This window comes from Bacillus cereus group sp. MYBK5-2 (genome assembly GCF_051915685.1).
In the GTDB taxonomy this organism is placed as follows: Bacteria; Bacillota; Bacilli; order Bacillales; family Bacillaceae_G; genus Bacillus_A; species Bacillus_A cereus.
The window spans coordinates 22,103-38,308 of sequence record NZ_JBQAFE010000007.1; the positions used below are offsets into that span (position 1 = coordinate 22,103).

Below are 16,206 nucleotides of genomic sequence, written 5' to 3' on the forward strand. Positions count from 1 at the left end.
GATAAATATTAATTCAAGTGAGTATTTACTTTTTACAATATAACTTGTAAATCTATTTATTTAGATTTATAATTAGATATAGTTTCCTCATGTTAAAAAGATTTAAAAACCATAAGAAAACTAATCTCATTGCTTGAAAAGGAGGAAAAATCATGCAAATCGGATCAAATATTCATACATTGTCTCAACCTACTAAAATAACTCCATCTAATCTTGAGCATAATACTATCTCTTCTACTAAACTTGAAAGTAAGAAAATAAGTGATCCTATCAAGTTTGATATTCGTTTATCTGAAAAAGAAATGAAACAGCCTGAGCATAAATTTAATGAATTAGATTTATGGAAGATGTTAAAGGATAAAGGTGTTCCTTTATGGATTATACTTGAAATGCTACAAAAGGCTCATAAAGAAAAAGAAGCACAAAATAATTCAGTTCAAAATTCAAATGCGATTGAAGAAACGAGTGAGACTCGATTAAATGAAGTAATGTAAGTTATTTAAACGGTATTAAAAAGAGCTCGAGGTTGATAAAGTATCCATCAACCTCGAGCTCTTTTTTAAGATTTTTCTCCAATCGTTACAAACTGAATTGATACCTCATCTCTATAACCTTCAATTAACTTTCTTACTTTTACTTTTTCATTAATCAACGTATTATCTGTCGATATTTTAGGGTTTTCATCACCTAATGACTTTTTCAAGTGTAGAAGTTGCATATTCGTTTCATTTGCTTTTATTTCTTTATACACACTATTTTTCGCCACAACGATATACCATAGTGCTCCATAGTCACGTTTATTGCCAAGCCAAACATCACTACCATATGTAACAGGTATCTTGTTTCCTTCTATTTCAATACTTTTTATATTCTTTTCTTCTTCATTTATAAATAATAGGGAACTTTCTTTTGGAAAATTCGGCAACGTATCTAACGTTTTAGAAAGGGATGCTTGATCACGTTTACGAAAAAGCTTTGCATTCATCATCGCTTGTGCAGTAGATTCATTTATTATCAGAACCCTTTTTTGGTCAAATCTACCTGTTTTCACTGCAAAAGCTTCCTGTTCTTTCGTGTTTTCCTTATAACGATTCATAATTGCTCCAGTATGATTCTCATCTCCAATGATTAATACACCGTTAGCTGGAAATCTGTTTTCGTTTTTAGAGCATGTACTTACACTTAATAACAATAATATACTTAATATGAAAATAGATAATTGTTTTTTCATCACAGTTCCTTCCATAACTTCAAATTGTTTTTTTACATGCTTTTCTGCAATCTTACTTGCTGATTTTCTCTATTGTTCCATTGTCTTATGAAGCTTTTGTAAATAACGCCAACGAGTTATAAAGAAATATAAAACTTGTATACATATAAATGAAATTAAAATGACGATAGAGCTATTTAGAATAGAAAAATCGACTAATTGTTGTAATGCCATATAAGCGACTACAGTATGTATTACTGCAACGACAATTGGTAAGAAAAACATTAATAATAACTGTCTCGTTACAACTTTCTTTAGCTCCCGTTTACTTAACCCCATTTTCGAAATCATTTTATACTGCTGTTGATCACGATTCAAATCAGTATATAATCGGAAATAAATAAAACTAGCAGCAAATGTGAAGAAAACGATTCCGACTAAAACACTAGCCATAAGTAATAACCCATTCGTTTGTTTTGCACTTAACAACTCTATTGTTAGTGCTCTAAATTCAAAATGTATATCTCTAGGTTCTTGATCAAATATATTATTTAATTGGTTTGAAACCTCTTTCGTTTTTATCCAATCATCTACAACAAATCCGTAAGTACGATATTGAATAATATCTTCATTATCTGGACCACTATTAAGTGGAATTCCATCATATACATGATCTTGAATAGCAATATATATCCCTTTCGTATCATGTGGCAAAACTAAATTATCGACAGTTTTTTTCACATGAAATGTCTTTGTCCAATCACCTTGAATGACTTCAATATTCTTCTTATAATCACCATTTTTAAATTCTTGTTTTTGTGATACCATTCCAGGAATTAATAACATTTCATCTTCTTTTTCAATCATTTCTTGTTGATATCCAAGTGCTCTCGCAAGTTCGTTATACTCACTTAATTTCATTACATATACATTGCTTTCCGTATATATATATGAAGATGAAGCCATTCGATATGGAATATTAGCATCAGCCAGATGTTTTTTTATAATAGAGAGATGTTTATCCGCTATTTTGTTGTTTTCAGGAGCCATGTATAGTAACGTATACGGATTCGTCATTCTTACTAAATCTTTATTTCCAAGAGCAGCTGTCGTTCCAATTGCTGTAAAAGCGACTGCTGAAATAATAGATACTATAAAAAACATCGTTGCATTATCTTTCATACGGTAAATTAATTCAGAAAATGTTAATATATTTGTTCTCTTTAAAAAGAAAGATTCTCTCCTTTTAGCAAGGTGCAATATATAAACGCTACACTGTGTATATAAAAAGTACGTTCCTATAATTACTAGGAGCACACCTATTCCAAGCGTAATAAAATTGGTACTTGGTATGAAGCGAAATACTGAAAAATATCCATATCCTATACTAATTAAAGAAAGTAGCGATAATAAAACTGAAGATTTCGGTTCAGGTTTTGGCTTTTCCTCTGCTCGAATAAGTTCCACAAGTTCCGTTACTTTTATCATTTTAAATGTAAATAATGAAACAATTAAAAACAAGAAAAGAAATGTGATAATTGTTAATAATACAGCCCACACTGGTATATAAAAAGGTAAACCATTATTAATCATTAATACACTTGCACTTATCAATAAGACTAGTTTAGAAAATATGAGTCCAATGAAAATCCCTATACAAATTGAACCAAGTCCAATCAACATATTTTCAATTAATAATAATTTCTTAAGTTGTCTCATTGACATACCTTGCATCATTAAAACGCCAAATTCTTTCTTACGGGTTTTTAAAAACGAACTAACTGAATATAAAATGAAGAAAAATGAAAATACAAAAATCAATCCTTGCGAAACTGAAAATCCCAATGTACCAAATGCACTTATTGTTGCACTTGTCGATTTCAACTCACCTTGTAAATCAGGATGAAATAATAAAAGAGCATACGTAAAGAAAATCATAATAGAAAATGCACTACTTAAAAAATGGGCAGCATATGTACGCTTATTGCGAAAAATATTATTAAATGCGAACTGACGAAAAGTCATGCCTTTTCCCTCCTAACAAAGAAAGGACATCCATAATCTTTTGATAAAAAGTTTGCCTACTTTCACCACAATAAATTTCGTTATATAGTTGACCATCTTTAATAAAAATTACTCGGCTGCAAAAGCTCGCTGCATACGGATCATGTGTAACTAACATCATCGTTGCTTTTTCTTCTTTATTTAGAGTATCCAGCATCTCCATTACATCATTTGAAGATTTAGAGTCCAAGTTCCCTGTTGGTTCATCTGCAAGTAATAATTGCGGCTTATGAACGATCGCACGAGCGATTGCTGTTCTTTGAGCTTGTCCCCCTGATATTTCAAATGTTCTTTTATTCAAGATATCTGTAATATTTAACTTCTCTGCAATCTCTTCCAATCGCTTGTTCATTTCTTGCACGGAAACACCATCTAAAGTCATCGGCAATACGATGTTTTCTTTTACAGTAAGTGTGCTAAGAAGATTAAATGATTGAAAAACAAATCCTAATTGTTTTCTGCGGAATAACGCTAAATCTTCTGATGATAATTGGAAAGGATTTGTGCCATTTATTAAAATTTCTCCCGATGATGGAGAATCAATAGTAGATACCATATTTAATAACGTTGTTTTTCCACTACCAGATGGCCCCATAATCCCTACAAATTCACCTTCTTGAATTGATAAATCAATATCAACTAATGCTTTATAAGGTACTTTCCCTTTATATACTTTACTAATACTTTTTGCATGTAAAATTTCCATGTATATTCTCCCTTCATTTGCACGTCTCATAACAGAGTGTAAATGAATTGTCTTACAGCTCATATTGATTCGTCTTTCATTTATCTTACACGCTTGTAAGATTTCTAAAAAAACTGATAATAAAACTATTTTCAAACTGAAATTAACGCATAACTATCTTATAATAATTGTATAGTAGCAGGAAATACAAAGTATATGAAACCTTTATTATATAAATGAGAAAAGACCGATTGCTTTATCGGTCTTTTACTACCCAACGTTATATTTTTATCCACTCAGATCTTCTCAATATATAATGATTATATATTTGATTTTCTATCCTCTGTTGGCTCTTATAAATAAACCCACATTTTTCAATAACTTTATTTGATGCTACATTGTTAATTAAAGCAATTGCGTTAAGGTGATCTACATTCGTTTTTCCAAACAAATAGTTAATCATTCCTTTAGTTGCTTTCGTTGCATAACCATTATTATGATATTCACTTGAAACTGCATACATAATTTCTCTATTTGGTAAAGGAAGTTCATCTTTAATACCCGTACAGCACCATCCAATAAATTCATTTGTGTTTTTCTTAAATATTCCTAGTTTTAATATGTGATCATCTATGTTAGTCGTAGTTCTCACTGCATGAAGAAACGCTTTATTTTCTGGTATTTCATAATTTACAACCCAATTAACCCTTTGTTCTTTTGTTGATTTCCAGTCTGGTAAAAACTTTTCTATTTCTGGTTGATTGGATATGTTATAAATACTCTCTGCATCTTTGACCGTAAACTCTTGTAGGTATATATCTCCACAATCTATTTTAAATAACTTAGTGAATCTCTCTTCATCCATGTTAATCCCCCTTACTTACATTAAAGCTCCTTAATCTGCTTCGTAAGTTCCATAAACCGTTCATCCAGTGCTTTATATTCTTTGTCGTTAGAAGTTAAAAAGCTTAATTTCCCTAATACTTCTTGTCTCTCTGTTTCTAACGTTAAACGTAGCTCTTCAATATCATCTCTTGTTTTCGTAGGTTCTTCTAGCTGCTTTTGTATCGTATTGTTTGAAAACACGAGTTTTATGTTAGTTGTTTTCTCCAGAAAATATCGATCGTGAGATACAATTACTAATGTTCCGTTATACTCAGCTAATGTATTTTCAAGTTGTTCACGTGAAGGTAGATCCAAGTGATTCGTCGGTTCGTCTAAAATGAGTACATCTTTTTCATCTAAAATATAAGCCATTAGCTTACATTTTACTCTTTCTCCCATACTCATATGCTCAATCGGCTCTTTCCATTGAGAAGCTTGGAACCCTAAATGTTTCATTAAATTTTGGACTTTTCCTCTTTCTTCAAACGTCTCTTTAAAAAATAAATTTTCTGGTGTTTTATCAAGCGGTAAATCAAAAACTTCTTGTGTTAAATAGCCGATGTTCGCAGATGGTGAAATCCATATTTCTCCTTCAGCATTTTCCGTTCCCATAATCATCTTCAGTAATGTTGTTTTCCCACTACCGTTTGGTCCAACAATCGCAACTTTCTCACCGTGCTGAATTGTAAAATTAACGGTTTCAAATAATACTTTCCCATGAAAGTCTTTTTTTAATTGCTTCACTTCTAAAAAACGTTTTCCTACTTTTTTGTTCGCTTGAATAGAAAACTCAACTGAATACTCTTCTTTCACACGTTCTACTTTCGCTTTCTCCAGCTCTTTTTCAAGTCGTTTTCGTTTTGACTTCACTTGTGCATCCATTCGCTTCGCTTTTACACGATAGAATTCTTTCACACCTTCTTGTTTTGTAGACTGCGCGTGTGCCTTTTGTGACCATGAACTCAATTCTTTTATATGTGTTTCTACTTGTTCTATCTTTTTTTGCTGCTTTTCATATTCACGCTGCTGCGACTTTCTTTTTTGCTCACGTGCTTTCATGTAGCTCGTATAATTACCACTATGCTCAATTAATTTTTTGTCCTCAATTGACCATATTTTTGTTGCGACAACATCTAAAAAATATCGATCATGCGATACAACGATAACTGTACCTTTCATGTTTTTTATTTGTTTAATGAGAAATCCCGTACTGATCTCATCTAAATGATTTGTCGGTTCGTCTAATATTAAGACATTAGGATTTTCAGCAAATCCTTTTGCTAATCGAATTTTCAGCTTTTCACCACCACTTAAAGTATGAAAATCGTTCGTTGGCACGCCCCATTTTGCAAGAAGTTCTGCTTCTTTTGCAATTACATCATTACTAATAAAAGATTCTATTTCTTGCTCAACATATGCTGTTGTCATATTCATTTGCATCCATTCAACAGTACCTTTTGAAGGTTCAATCTTCCCATTTATTAATTGAAGTAACGTTGATTTACCAGCACCATTTTTACCGATTAATCCGATAACATCCCCTTGTTTTACTGTCACATTCATTTTCTCTAACAACATATTTTCTTTTATTTCAACATAAACATCATTTAATTTTAATAGTTCTTTCATAAATACCGATCCCTTTCATTAAGGGAGAATAAAAAATCCTCCCAAATAAATTTGGCAGGATTAGTCATTACATTATTTATACCCAAATAAGCTATTGCGCAATATAAATAGCAATACCGTTGTATGGAAATTGGGCAGACTAATCCTATTTTTTAGAAATTGAAATTTATTGAATTTCAACATTTAAAAATAAGATTAGTTAATCATCGTCCACCCATCATTCCTTTCCGTCGTTAATAACCATATTGTACCATACTAGTACTGTATGAGTAAATGCAATTATATGTGCTGTTAAAAAGATTGCTTTCTTTTAGGTTTATTTATCATTCCTTAACTTCATGTTGAATAAGCACAAGTTACATTGATTGTAATACGTCCTTTAGATTTCCCCAGTAGTAAACTTCTAAGCACTCTCTATTATATAAAGTGAAACTTTAATCAGTGGGGGTTTTCTTCATCCCCACTGATTATTAGTTGAACCAATCGGACTTTAATGGGCAGCCCGACCCCCACCTAATTTCTTTGCTTTCGCTGAATTTTGAGGTGGGGGTCTTACTGCCCATTAAAGCGGGATAAATTTTGTATAAAAACAAAATGTTATTCATTATCCAATAATCACTTATTGTTTTTCGATAAATTTTTATTGATTATTCCCTTGTAATAAGCTATTATATCTTTACAGAAAATATTAATGTAAGGATTGAATTTATGGACAGGACATTAAAAATCACAAAGTTAAATATGTTTTTAAGGATTTTTCTCGTCCCAATTATAGTAGGGATAATTGTTGGTATACTAACTAAATTGGGGCAAGGTATACTTCCTGGACATTGGAATTCATTAGCTAATCTAGGAAGCGTTTGGTTAGTTCCATCCTTTTTTGTGGCTAGCTTTAGTTATTCTAAGCGTACAGCTATACTTTCTGGTATCCTTGCACTACTCGGTATGGTATTAGGCTACTATGGTTATGCAATAGTTATTAAAAATGTAGCTCACTCTATTTATTTTATATCCGTATGGATTGTATGTGCATGTATAGGAGGAACTATCTTTGGAGTTGCAGGTTTTCTATGGAAAGATACTACGGATCCACTTCATAAATTCGGAAGCGCGCTTATTAGTGGCGTTTTTGTAACAGATGGACTTCACATTCTTTTAAATTTTGAAGACTATAGTCACATGTTACCTGTTGGGTATACCGAAGTCATAGTCGGGATTATCTTGATTCTTGTATTAGAACGCTCTAATGCTAATCGAATTTCTTCTTTCTTAATGATGGTTCCTATCACTATTTTAGGATTAATTGGATATAAATTATTAAGTTTGTTTACTTAATTAAAATTCATGAAGCTAGCTCTTTCAAAGGGCGAGCTTTTTTCTTACAAAAAACTATTTAAATATTAATAAATTATTAAAAACCTCTCATTTAACAGCCTTATTTATTATTGTGTCATTACACATACTTACACGACCTTTTATTAGGATCATACCAGTCTTTTATATCATTTTATTTAATCCATATAAAGTAAGGCTAAAGAACTTATTTCAAAAGTTCTTTAGCCTGAGTCATTTTTACACATTTAAAATTTAATACGTACAACGGTACCTTTACCAACTTCTGAATGGATTTCTACACTATGTCCTAATTGCTTCGTAATTTCATGTACGAGATATAGCCCCATTCCAGTTGATTCTTTAAAATCTCTACCATTTTCTCCTGTAAAGAAAGGTTTAAACACTCTTGGTAAATCTTGCTTCGGTATTCCTACACCATTATCAGCAATTTCAAGTATAACATTATTACCTTCCTTACAAGCTTTCACTTTAATCTTCTCTCTACTACCAGATGAATATTTAATCGCATTCGATAGTATTTGTCCAATTAAAAATTGTAACCATTTCGCATCACTTTCTACTGTAATGTCCTTATCAATTTCAAGCTCTGGATATACAAAATTCCGGATAAAGAACCGTTTATGCTCATGTACCGAATCATTCACTATTTTATATAGTTGTACTCTTTCTACATAAAAATCTTGTGTAAATGCTTCTAAACGTGCGACATACAGAGCCATTTCTAATCCCTTTTTTAATCGATCAGTTTCCTCATTTATACTTTCAAAACGTGAATCTACTTCATCCTGTGTAATTAATTCTATTACAGATAAAGGTGTTTTCATTTGATGAATCCACTGATTCATAAAGGTTAAATGGTCATTATTTTTTCTCTCTTGCATTTGCAGCTGATTTTGATAATGTCGATATTGCACCTCAAGTAGTTCTTGAAGAGCAGCCGATACAGCTGCAAAATCAGATTTTTGAACAGATTCATCCAAAGATTGCATCGGGTTTGCTAAGCGCTCATAAAAAGAACGATGTGTAAAATAACGAAACACTAAATAACTTCCCATAAAGAAAACACCTAGAAACATTGCATATAACGCCGTTGTAATATGATTATGCCCATCAAACCAATATACGAGAAATATAGCTAGTAGTTGAATTATAGTAAAGCAAATAAGTGGTATATGATCACGTATAAACAACCTTATCATTTTTCTATACCAGTATCCCAAGTAATATGCAATCTATATCCAACACTACGAATCGTTTCAATCGCACCTTCTATATGTAACGTTTGTAACTTTTTACGCACACGTGTTGTATTTACACTTAATGTATTATCATCAACATAAGATTCGCTATCCCATAATTTATTTAACAACACTTCCCTACTCACAACACGCGGATAATTTTTCATTAATGTCTCTAATAAAATAGCTTCGTTTCTCGTTATATCAATCTCTTCGTTTCTAAGTTTCAATACAAGTCTTTCAGGATATAAACAAAGGCCTTGTTGCTCAATCATTCGCTCTTCTAGTTTCGGTGCATAATCTCCATATGCACGTCTTAAATGACTACGAATTTTCGCCACTACAACTTCATAATGAAAAGGCTTCGGAATAAAATCATCGCCACCGTTTTCTAACGCCATAACTTGATCCATCGTGCCTTCACGAGCCGAAATGAATAGTATCGGACATGTTGAAACTCCGCGAATTTGACGACACCAAAAGTACCCATCAAAACTCGGTAAATTAATATCTAATAAAACTAACTCTGGTTGTTCTTCTAAAAAAATGTTTAATACATTTTGAAAGTCCGATACAATAACTCCTTGATAACCATATTTCGCAACATGTGTCGATAATAGTTCTGCAATTTTCATATCGTCTTCTACAATCATAATTTTGACCATTATTGAACTCCTTTTTAATCCACAATCTCAAATATACTTATATAGAATAAATACTACCTCTTTTCACAAAATCCGTAAATTAAAAAAGGATGCTTTTATACAAAAGTATCCTTTTTCGTCCCTTATCTATTTAATATGAAATTTACTAAAAGTAAATCCTAGTTTCTCCACATAATCCATCCCTAATTCCATACGCGCCGTTTTCAACGGATCCACAACTTGGCAAACTTTTAAATTACCTGCTGCCGATAATAAAAGAGTTGCATCAGCTTTAGACACTGCTAATTCTTCATGTAAAAATGTTACCATATTATGTACAGCACGACTTGCTGCATCATCTAACAATTTCTCTGAAGCAATCGTCATCATTTTTCCTTTTTGAATAGCCATTGGTAACGGCCATTTCTTTTCTTTTATAATTTGAACTGTTACCGTTACCTCACCAGCAACCTCTACACCACTAACACCAATTTCACCATCACCCATCGCTGCGTGTAAATCACCTAACGCTAATAGTGCTCCTGGGACATTAACTGGTAGTAGTAATGTTGTTCCTTCTTTAATCTCTTTACAGTCCATATTCCCGCCGTGATCATGCGGTGTGCCACATGAAATGCTCTCTTCTTTCGGTGCAGTACCAATTACCCCAATCATTGGATTAATCGGGATTTGTAGTTCACTTGAAAACAAAACATGTTCATTATGTATTGGGACAATTTTCACTGTATTTTCATTTAACTCATCCCCTATTACACCAAGGTTTGCACCTGTAGTCAAAACGCCCTGCTCTGCAATTTTAATCTTTTCAATCGTTACGGCTAATATATCGCCAGGTTCTGCTCCTTTAACATATACAGGTCCAGTGGCTGGATTAATTCGGTTCCAATCTAATTCTTGAAACACAACATCTTCAGAATCGATTTGATTTTCAAAGCAATCATATGTTTCAAATACAAGACTGCTCCCAATTTCCACTTCCATACAAGGCTTATTTTCTGGTGACATTGAGTAAATGATATGGTCTTTATGAATTCGATACATAATACCTCTCCCTTTTATATTTATCTACTATTACTAATTAGCTCTTTTTATACAAGCTCCTCTTAAAATTAAATGTTATTTTTAAGTAAAAAAGCACGCAGATTGTTTTATAACATACACTCTTTACTATAACAGAAAGGTGGTATCACTATGCCCCTTATTCCATACAACGAAAGTGATGTTGATTTACTAGCTCGTTTAATTCGTGCTGAAGCTGAAGGCGAAGGTCGCCAAGGTGAGGAGTTAGTTGGATGCGTTGTAGTAAACCGTGTATTTTGTGATTGCTTAGATTTTAAACAACTCCGTACCGTACGCGACGCTGTATATCAAAGCCCCGGCGGATTTGAAGCAGTACAATATGGATATTTTTATCAACGCGCTCGTGAATCAGAAAAAGAAATCGCACGAAAAGTTTTACAAGGTGAATGGCGCTGGCCTGCACGATGGGCTCTTTGGTATTTCCGTCCAGTCGGAGCTTGTCCACCTGAATGGTATAATCAGCCATTTGTAGGACAGTTTAAAAGCCATTGTTTTTATGAGCCAAGTGGTGATGAATGTCCGAAATTGTATTCACGATAGTAAAATTTGCAACGCAAGTACTTAGAAATTTTGGTACTTACGTTGCTTTTAACTGTGTTTTAGAAATCTAATAGTGTGATGAATTTTTCTATGCCTACTACATGTATTAATAATGGTATACGAGGACCATTTGATTGATTCATAATGAGCTTATATATAATAGTGAATAATTGTTTTTGATTTTCTTTCATTATTTTTTTATTTTCATGATGACAAATCGTATATAATTGCTCCATTAAGTTAGAGTAATCTTTAATAGAACGAAGTATTTTACAAACTTCTACTAGCCATTCTTTCTGCCTTTCATCTAATGTGTAGTAAAACTCAGCATTTTTCTCCTGATTTACCGCGATTAATTTTTCAGATTGAAAGTTTCTTATCCAATACTCTGCGCGATTACTTATCACTCTCATTTCATCTAATGCATAACTCCTATCTATTTTCTTTAATATCCCCTGTAAAATAGTTGAATCAAAATTTAATAATGGTAACGTTCCTGCTACTTGATTAAATTTCGGATATTCTTTAAAATCGCTATCAACTTTAGAGATTTTAATTGCATCAAATAAATCTTCATTTTTGAGCGTTTTATTTTCATAGCTATCTTTCAATCGCTCATACTCTGTATAATTGCGAATCACATCTTCATCTAACCCAATATGAAAAGCAGCGCCTGGTTTGTATTTTGCAAACATAAAGAGAATTACTTCTGGTATATACACTCTCAATAAATTACTTGGTGTAATACTATTCCCTGAAGAGCTAGACATTTTTTCATGATTTCCTTTAATACCAATGAAATCGTAAGCAACGTAATGAGGCGCTTCACGATTGAATATTTTCCTTGCAATTTCTTTTGATACATTATAACTACCCGTTTCTGATGAATGATCTCTTCCACCCGGTTCAAAAATAACATCCTCTATCATCCATCTCATCGGCCAATCGATTTTCCAGTTTAGTTTCATTTTATTTGTATTTAATACGGATAATTCTTTTTCATTTCCGCATTCACATTCATACCGGACTGTTTTTAATACTTCATCAAAATATGTAATAGTTGTTGTATCTTTTCCACACCTCTCACAATATAATGCAGCTGGATAAAAATTGTTTCGCTCTTCTTCACTACACTCTCCAGTTTTAAAGTCCATTAAAATATCATATATTTCTTTTCGTTTATACAAAGCCTCTAAAATATTTTTGTTATACCTTCCGCTTCTATATTCATCATGTTGATAAATAAATTCTACTTCAATTCCAAATGCTTGAAGCGATTTTTCAAACTCTTTTTCAAAATGCTCCGCATACGAGTTATAACATCCATACGGATCTGGAATATCACAGTATGGCATACCAATATACTTCGCAAAAGAAGGATCAATATTTTTGGGAACTTTTCTAAACCTATCATAATCATCCCACGAAAATATAAAACGAGTCTTTTTCCCTAAATCTTGAAGTGCTCTTACTACGAAATAAGCCGTTACGATTTCACGAAAATTCCCAATATGAACAGAACCTGACGGACTAATTCCTGATGCACAAACAAACGTTTCTTTATTTGGATGTTTCCTAATTAATTCATGTGCTACTTCATACGCCCAATGCATATATTACTCACCTCGATTATTTTTTTGTTTTCGCATTTTCAGTTTTATGCAATAAAAAAACTCCCACCCCCAAGATTATTCATCTTGAGGACGAGAGTTGTTAGCTTCGCGGTACCACCTCAGTTTGTTAATATGTCACCATATTAACCTCTTCAGGTACGGCAAAATATGCTTATACCCTATCTCTATAACGGGAGAATCCGTCGCACCATCCCTAAATAAATTAGTTCCTTGCGCAGCTCCAAGTCTTTTTTCGTTAAGATGTATACCGCTCTTTCTCAGCTACCAGAGCTCTCTGTACGTATTCTTTCTTAACTACTCTTCTCTTCCATGCCATTTTAAATATTAGTTTTTTAATATGATAATTTATAATGCTTTTATTGTCAAACTTTTCCGAATTCAAAACATATAATTACCTAAAAAAATTCTTTATCGCTTCTAATTGAATTTTATGACTACACTCATCACAACAATATGCCCCGTTTGGTTTCTCTTTAAATCGCTTATATTTTTCACTGCCTTCGTAAACACGAAATATATTCTTACAAGAAAAGCAAACAATCTCATAAAACATCATATGCATTTTCCTCTCCTTGTTTATACACTTTTTTAATCACTTGAGAAGGTCATTTTTCTACAGTATAAATTTTAATATCCTTTGACTAAAAGGTTTACCTCTATTCTTATCGAATTATATTAATATCTTATAACGCGAGGTGAACATCTTGTTCAGTAATATAGAATTAGTTTTAGATGCTAAAGCAAGTTTAGCTGAAGGACCATGTTGGAATGGAAAAAAGCAACTTTTATATTGGGTTGATATTATGGAGAGAAAATTATGCATATACAATCCTACCGCTAATACGAACCGAGTAATTGTTCTCAATCAACAAATTGGCTGTGTTGTTCCATATTTAGAGGATGTACTACTCTTAGCTATGGAAAACGGCTTTTATTCTATTAATGTAAATACAGAAAAACTGACACATATTTTTGACCCTGAACCACATTTAATAGAAAATCGTTTCAATGATGGAAAATGTGATCCAGCTGGTCGTTTCTGGGCAGGTTCTACAGATACATACGGTATGAATGCTGCAGGTTCCTTGTATTGTTTACATCATAATTTAAGTGTAGAGAAAAAAGTTTCACATGTAAATACATCAAATGGAATTGCTTGGTCACCTGATCATACATACTTTTACTTTATAGATACACCTACTAAAAAAGTGGTTCGCTATCAATATAATATACGTACTGGAGACATTCATAATCCAAGTGATGTAATCAATTTCTCTGAAAATGATGGTCTACCTGATGGTATGACAATTGACGAAGAAGGTTGTTTATGGATTGCACATTGGGGAGGTTCAAAAATAACTAGATGGAATCCCTCTACTGGAGAACAAATATTAAATATTCCAATTCCAGCTTTATATGTAACATCATGTACATTTGGTGGGCCTAATTTAACAGATTTATATGTTACAACAGCCAGAACAAGAATGACGGATGACGAATTAAAAGAGTATCCACATGCTGGTGGTATTTTTCGAATTCAAACAAATGTTAAAGGCTGTCCCACCTATTCATTTTGCAATAAAAATATTGGAGCTGAAACAATGTGAACCGTATCGATTACATAAGACAAGAAGAAAAGAAATATCACGACCTTTACTATGAACAATATAAACTATTTGAAATTGGCTCTTGGCTTTTCAAACCAGTTAAAACGGTTATGGACTTGATGAACCACTTTGACGGACAAAACAACTTGCAAGTACTTGACCTTGGCTCTGGCGTTGGGAGAAATAGCATTCCAATTGCAAAAAAAATAAAAAATACTAGCGGCACCGTTACATGTGTTGATTTACTTAATTCCGCTTTAACAAAGCTACAAATTTATAGCAAAGAACATGATGTATTCGAGGTTATAAAAACAGAAGAAGCAGCAATTGAAAACTATCATATTGACTCTAACGCTTATGATTATATCGTTGCAGTATCAAGTTTAGAACATATCAGATCAGAAGAAGATTTTAAAAATGTACTCCACTCTATGAAAAGAGGTACAAAAAACGGCGGTATTAATTGTTTAATTATTAACTCTAACATACAAGAAATTGATTCAATAACGAATGAAGAATTAGAAGCTTTAATTGAAATTAATCTTTCAACCGAAGAAATGATAAGTACTTTAAAAAGCATTTATAAAGAATGGAAAGAACTAAAAGTTGAAATAAAAGAATTAGCTTATGATATTGTTCGAAATGAAAGACACATTCAATTAAAAACAAATGCTATAACGTTTGTAGTTCAAAAATAATCGTATAATAAAGATATGATTATTTCTCTCAGATTTATTTTTATTGCACGAAATTTGCAACTATAAATATTTATGAAACAAAAAATAAAAGAGCACTTGTTTCCGCAAGTGCTCTTTTTGGGGATTTTGAGATATCCTATTAAAGAAAGTTAAGGTTACTTAAAGTTAATAGGTACTTCTATTATATGCTTGTCCTTTTTATTTGTGCATAATCAATATATAAACATCTTTAATCATTCTTAATAACTTTTAATTATAGTTCTCTCTTACATTTTATCGTAAAAAAATTGATTGAAGGTTTATTTACCACGTTCTTATTTGGTTCATCAATTTCCGAAACTTGTACTAATCCATATTGATTAAAATCTCGTTTTATAGATTCAGAATCATAGAAGAACATTTTTACGCCTTCCATTATTTCATAATAGTCTTGCTCCAGCTGTTTTCCTTTTCCGTACATTGGGGCTTTTTGAGAAACAGTTGTAAAAACCATATATCCGCCTGGTTTTAACTGATTATAACAATCTTCAATAAATTTCTCTCTTTCCTGTTCATTCAACAAATGAAGAAGTGCATGACTAAATATCCCATCATACAGTTTGTTATTAAAAGGCATCTCATTTACCGAACCGTGATAGATACTAATATCTTCTAGTCCATTTTGCTTTGCTAAATCAATGGCTGTTTTTGAAATTTCAATACCAGTTACATTTATACCATTATCGATAAAAACCTTTGCATTTCTTCCATATCCAATACCCGGAATTAATATGTCTTTAACGTTCTTTTCAAGAAAAAAATCTTTTGTCAAAATTGCAGATTCTGTAGATTCAAATCCCCACATCGTTTGTTTTTCGATAAAACTTGATTCCCAAAATTCCATTATGTATCTATCTCCTTATTTTCAATCCATTT

Annotated in this window: 16 protein-coding genes and 1 other annotated feature; of the genes, 5 read left to right on the forward strand and 11 right to left on the reverse strand. The window is 32.1% G+C overall.

The window, feature by feature from the left end; translation table 11 throughout:
* Positions 1-152 precede the first annotated feature (152 nt).
* Complete coding sequence (locus ACTFP3_RS21635; RefSeq protein ID WP_440011221.1) at positions 153-494, forward strand: DUF3914 domain-containing protein; 342 nt, start codon at positions 153-155, stop codon at positions 492-494.
* Between the two features lie 65 nt (positions 495-559).
* On the opposite strand, the gene ACTFP3_RS21640 is transcribed toward ACTFP3_RS21635, so the two are convergent.
* The 5 genes from ACTFP3_RS21640 to abc-f form a co-directional block, all read right to left on the reverse strand.
* Positions 560-1,231 (reverse strand): lipoprotein BA_5634 family protein, encoded by a 672-nt coding sequence (locus ACTFP3_RS21640; RefSeq protein WP_440011223.1) that lies wholly within the window; start codon positions 1,229-1,231, stop codon positions 560-562.
* A gap of 69 nt (positions 1,232-1,300) precedes the next feature.
* A complete protein-coding gene (locus tag ACTFP3_RS21645) occupies positions 1,301-3,235 on the reverse strand; it encodes an ABC transporter permease (RefSeq protein WP_212125767.1) in 1,935 nt (644 codons plus the stop codon).
* A complete protein-coding gene (locus ACTFP3_RS21650; protein ID WP_000404283.1) occupies positions 3,210-3,980 on the reverse strand; it encodes an ABC transporter ATP-binding protein in 771 nt (256 codons plus the stop codon). The genes ACTFP3_RS21645 and ACTFP3_RS21650 overlap by 26 nt, the downstream gene beginning before the upstream one ends.
* 259 nt (positions 3,981-4,239) lie before the next feature.
* Positions 4,240-4,824, reverse strand: a complete 585-nt coding sequence (locus tag ACTFP3_RS21655) for a GNAT family N-acetyltransferase (RefSeq protein WP_440011225.1) — start codon at positions 4,822-4,824, stop codon at positions 4,240-4,242.
* Between the two features lie 20 nt (positions 4,825-4,844).
* Positions 4,845-6,473 carry a ribosomal protection-like ABC-F family protein gene (abc-f, locus tag ACTFP3_RS21660; protein WP_440011226.1) on the reverse strand — a complete coding sequence of 543 codons (1,629 nt, stop codon included), beginning with the start codon at positions 6,471-6,473 and terminating at the stop codon, positions 4,845-4,847.
* A gap of 708 nt (positions 6,474-7,181) precedes the next feature.
* Between abc-f and ACTFP3_RS21665 the strand changes: the two genes are divergently transcribed.
* Complete coding sequence (locus ACTFP3_RS21665) at positions 7,182-7,808, forward strand: DUF6518 family protein (protein WP_000376271.1); 627 nt, start codon at positions 7,182-7,184, stop codon at positions 7,806-7,808.
* A 245-nt stretch (positions 7,809-8,053) separates the two neighbouring features.
* Here the strand turns inward: ACTFP3_RS21665 and ACTFP3_RS21670 are convergent, their stop codons facing one another.
* The 3 genes from ACTFP3_RS21670 to ACTFP3_RS21680 all read right to left on the reverse strand — a co-directional run bounded on the left by ACTFP3_RS21670 (position 8,054) and on the right by ACTFP3_RS21680 (position 10,773).
* Entirely contained in the window at positions 8,054-9,028 is a 975-nt protein-coding gene (locus ACTFP3_RS21670) for a sensor histidine kinase (protein WP_002164532.1), read from the reverse strand.
* A complete protein-coding gene (locus ACTFP3_RS21675) occupies positions 9,025-9,732 on the reverse strand; it encodes a response regulator transcription factor (RefSeq protein WP_118414692.1) in 708 nt (235 codons plus the stop codon). The genes ACTFP3_RS21670 and ACTFP3_RS21675 overlap by 4 nt, the downstream gene beginning before the upstream one ends.
* Before the next feature lie 126 nt (positions 9,733-9,858).
* Positions 9,859-10,773: an acetamidase/formamidase family protein gene (locus ACTFP3_RS21680; RefSeq protein WP_000285661.1), complete on the reverse strand. Its 915-nt coding sequence runs from the start codon at positions 10,771-10,773 to the stop codon at positions 9,859-9,861.
* Positions 10,774-10,923: 150 nt separating this feature from the next.
* Between ACTFP3_RS21680 and ACTFP3_RS21685 the strand changes: the two genes are divergently transcribed.
* The gene (locus tag ACTFP3_RS21685) at positions 10,924-11,352 is read left to right on the forward strand and encodes a cell wall hydrolase (protein WP_001128397.1); all 429 of its coding nucleotides are present in this window, start codon (positions 10,924-10,926) and stop codon (positions 11,350-11,352) included.
* A 59-nt stretch (positions 11,353-11,411) separates the two neighbouring features.
* Here the strand turns inward: ACTFP3_RS21685 and lysS are convergent, their stop codons facing one another.
* Together lysS and ACTFP3_RS21695 are read right to left on the reverse strand one after the other, a co-directional pair.
* Positions 11,412-12,965 carry a lysine--tRNA ligase gene (lysS, locus tag ACTFP3_RS21690; RefSeq protein ID WP_440011229.1) on the reverse strand — a complete coding sequence of 518 codons (1,554 nt, stop codon included), beginning with the start codon at positions 12,963-12,965 and terminating at the stop codon, positions 11,412-11,414.
* 83 nt (positions 12,966-13,048) lie between these two features.
* Positions 13,049-13,305, reverse strand: a binding site (T-box leader).
* A gap of 72 nt (positions 13,306-13,377) precedes the next feature.
* Positions 13,378-13,548 (reverse strand): DUF2197 domain-containing protein, encoded by a 171-nt coding sequence (locus ACTFP3_RS21695; protein WP_000551047.1) that lies wholly within the window; start codon positions 13,546-13,548, stop codon positions 13,378-13,380.
* 142 nt (positions 13,549-13,690) lie between these two features.
* On the opposite strand from ACTFP3_RS21695, the gene ACTFP3_RS21700 reads away from it, so the two are divergent.
* Together ACTFP3_RS21700 and ACTFP3_RS21705 are read left to right on the forward strand one after the other, a co-directional pair.
* A complete protein-coding gene (locus ACTFP3_RS21700) occupies positions 13,691-14,593 on the forward strand; it encodes an SMP-30/gluconolactonase/LRE family protein (RefSeq protein ID WP_440011231.1) in 903 nt (300 codons plus the stop codon).
* Entirely contained in the window at positions 14,590-15,291 is a 702-nt protein-coding gene (locus ACTFP3_RS21705; RefSeq protein ID WP_440011233.1) for a class I SAM-dependent methyltransferase, read from the forward strand. The genes ACTFP3_RS21700 and ACTFP3_RS21705 overlap by 4 nt, the downstream gene beginning before the upstream one ends.
* Before the next feature lie 253 nt (positions 15,292-15,544).
* On the opposite strand, the gene ACTFP3_RS21710 is transcribed toward ACTFP3_RS21705, so the two are convergent.
* A complete protein-coding gene (locus ACTFP3_RS21710; RefSeq protein WP_000397627.1) occupies positions 15,545-16,174 on the reverse strand; it encodes a class I SAM-dependent methyltransferase in 630 nt (209 codons plus the stop codon).
* Positions 16,175-16,206: the final 32 nt, after the last annotated feature.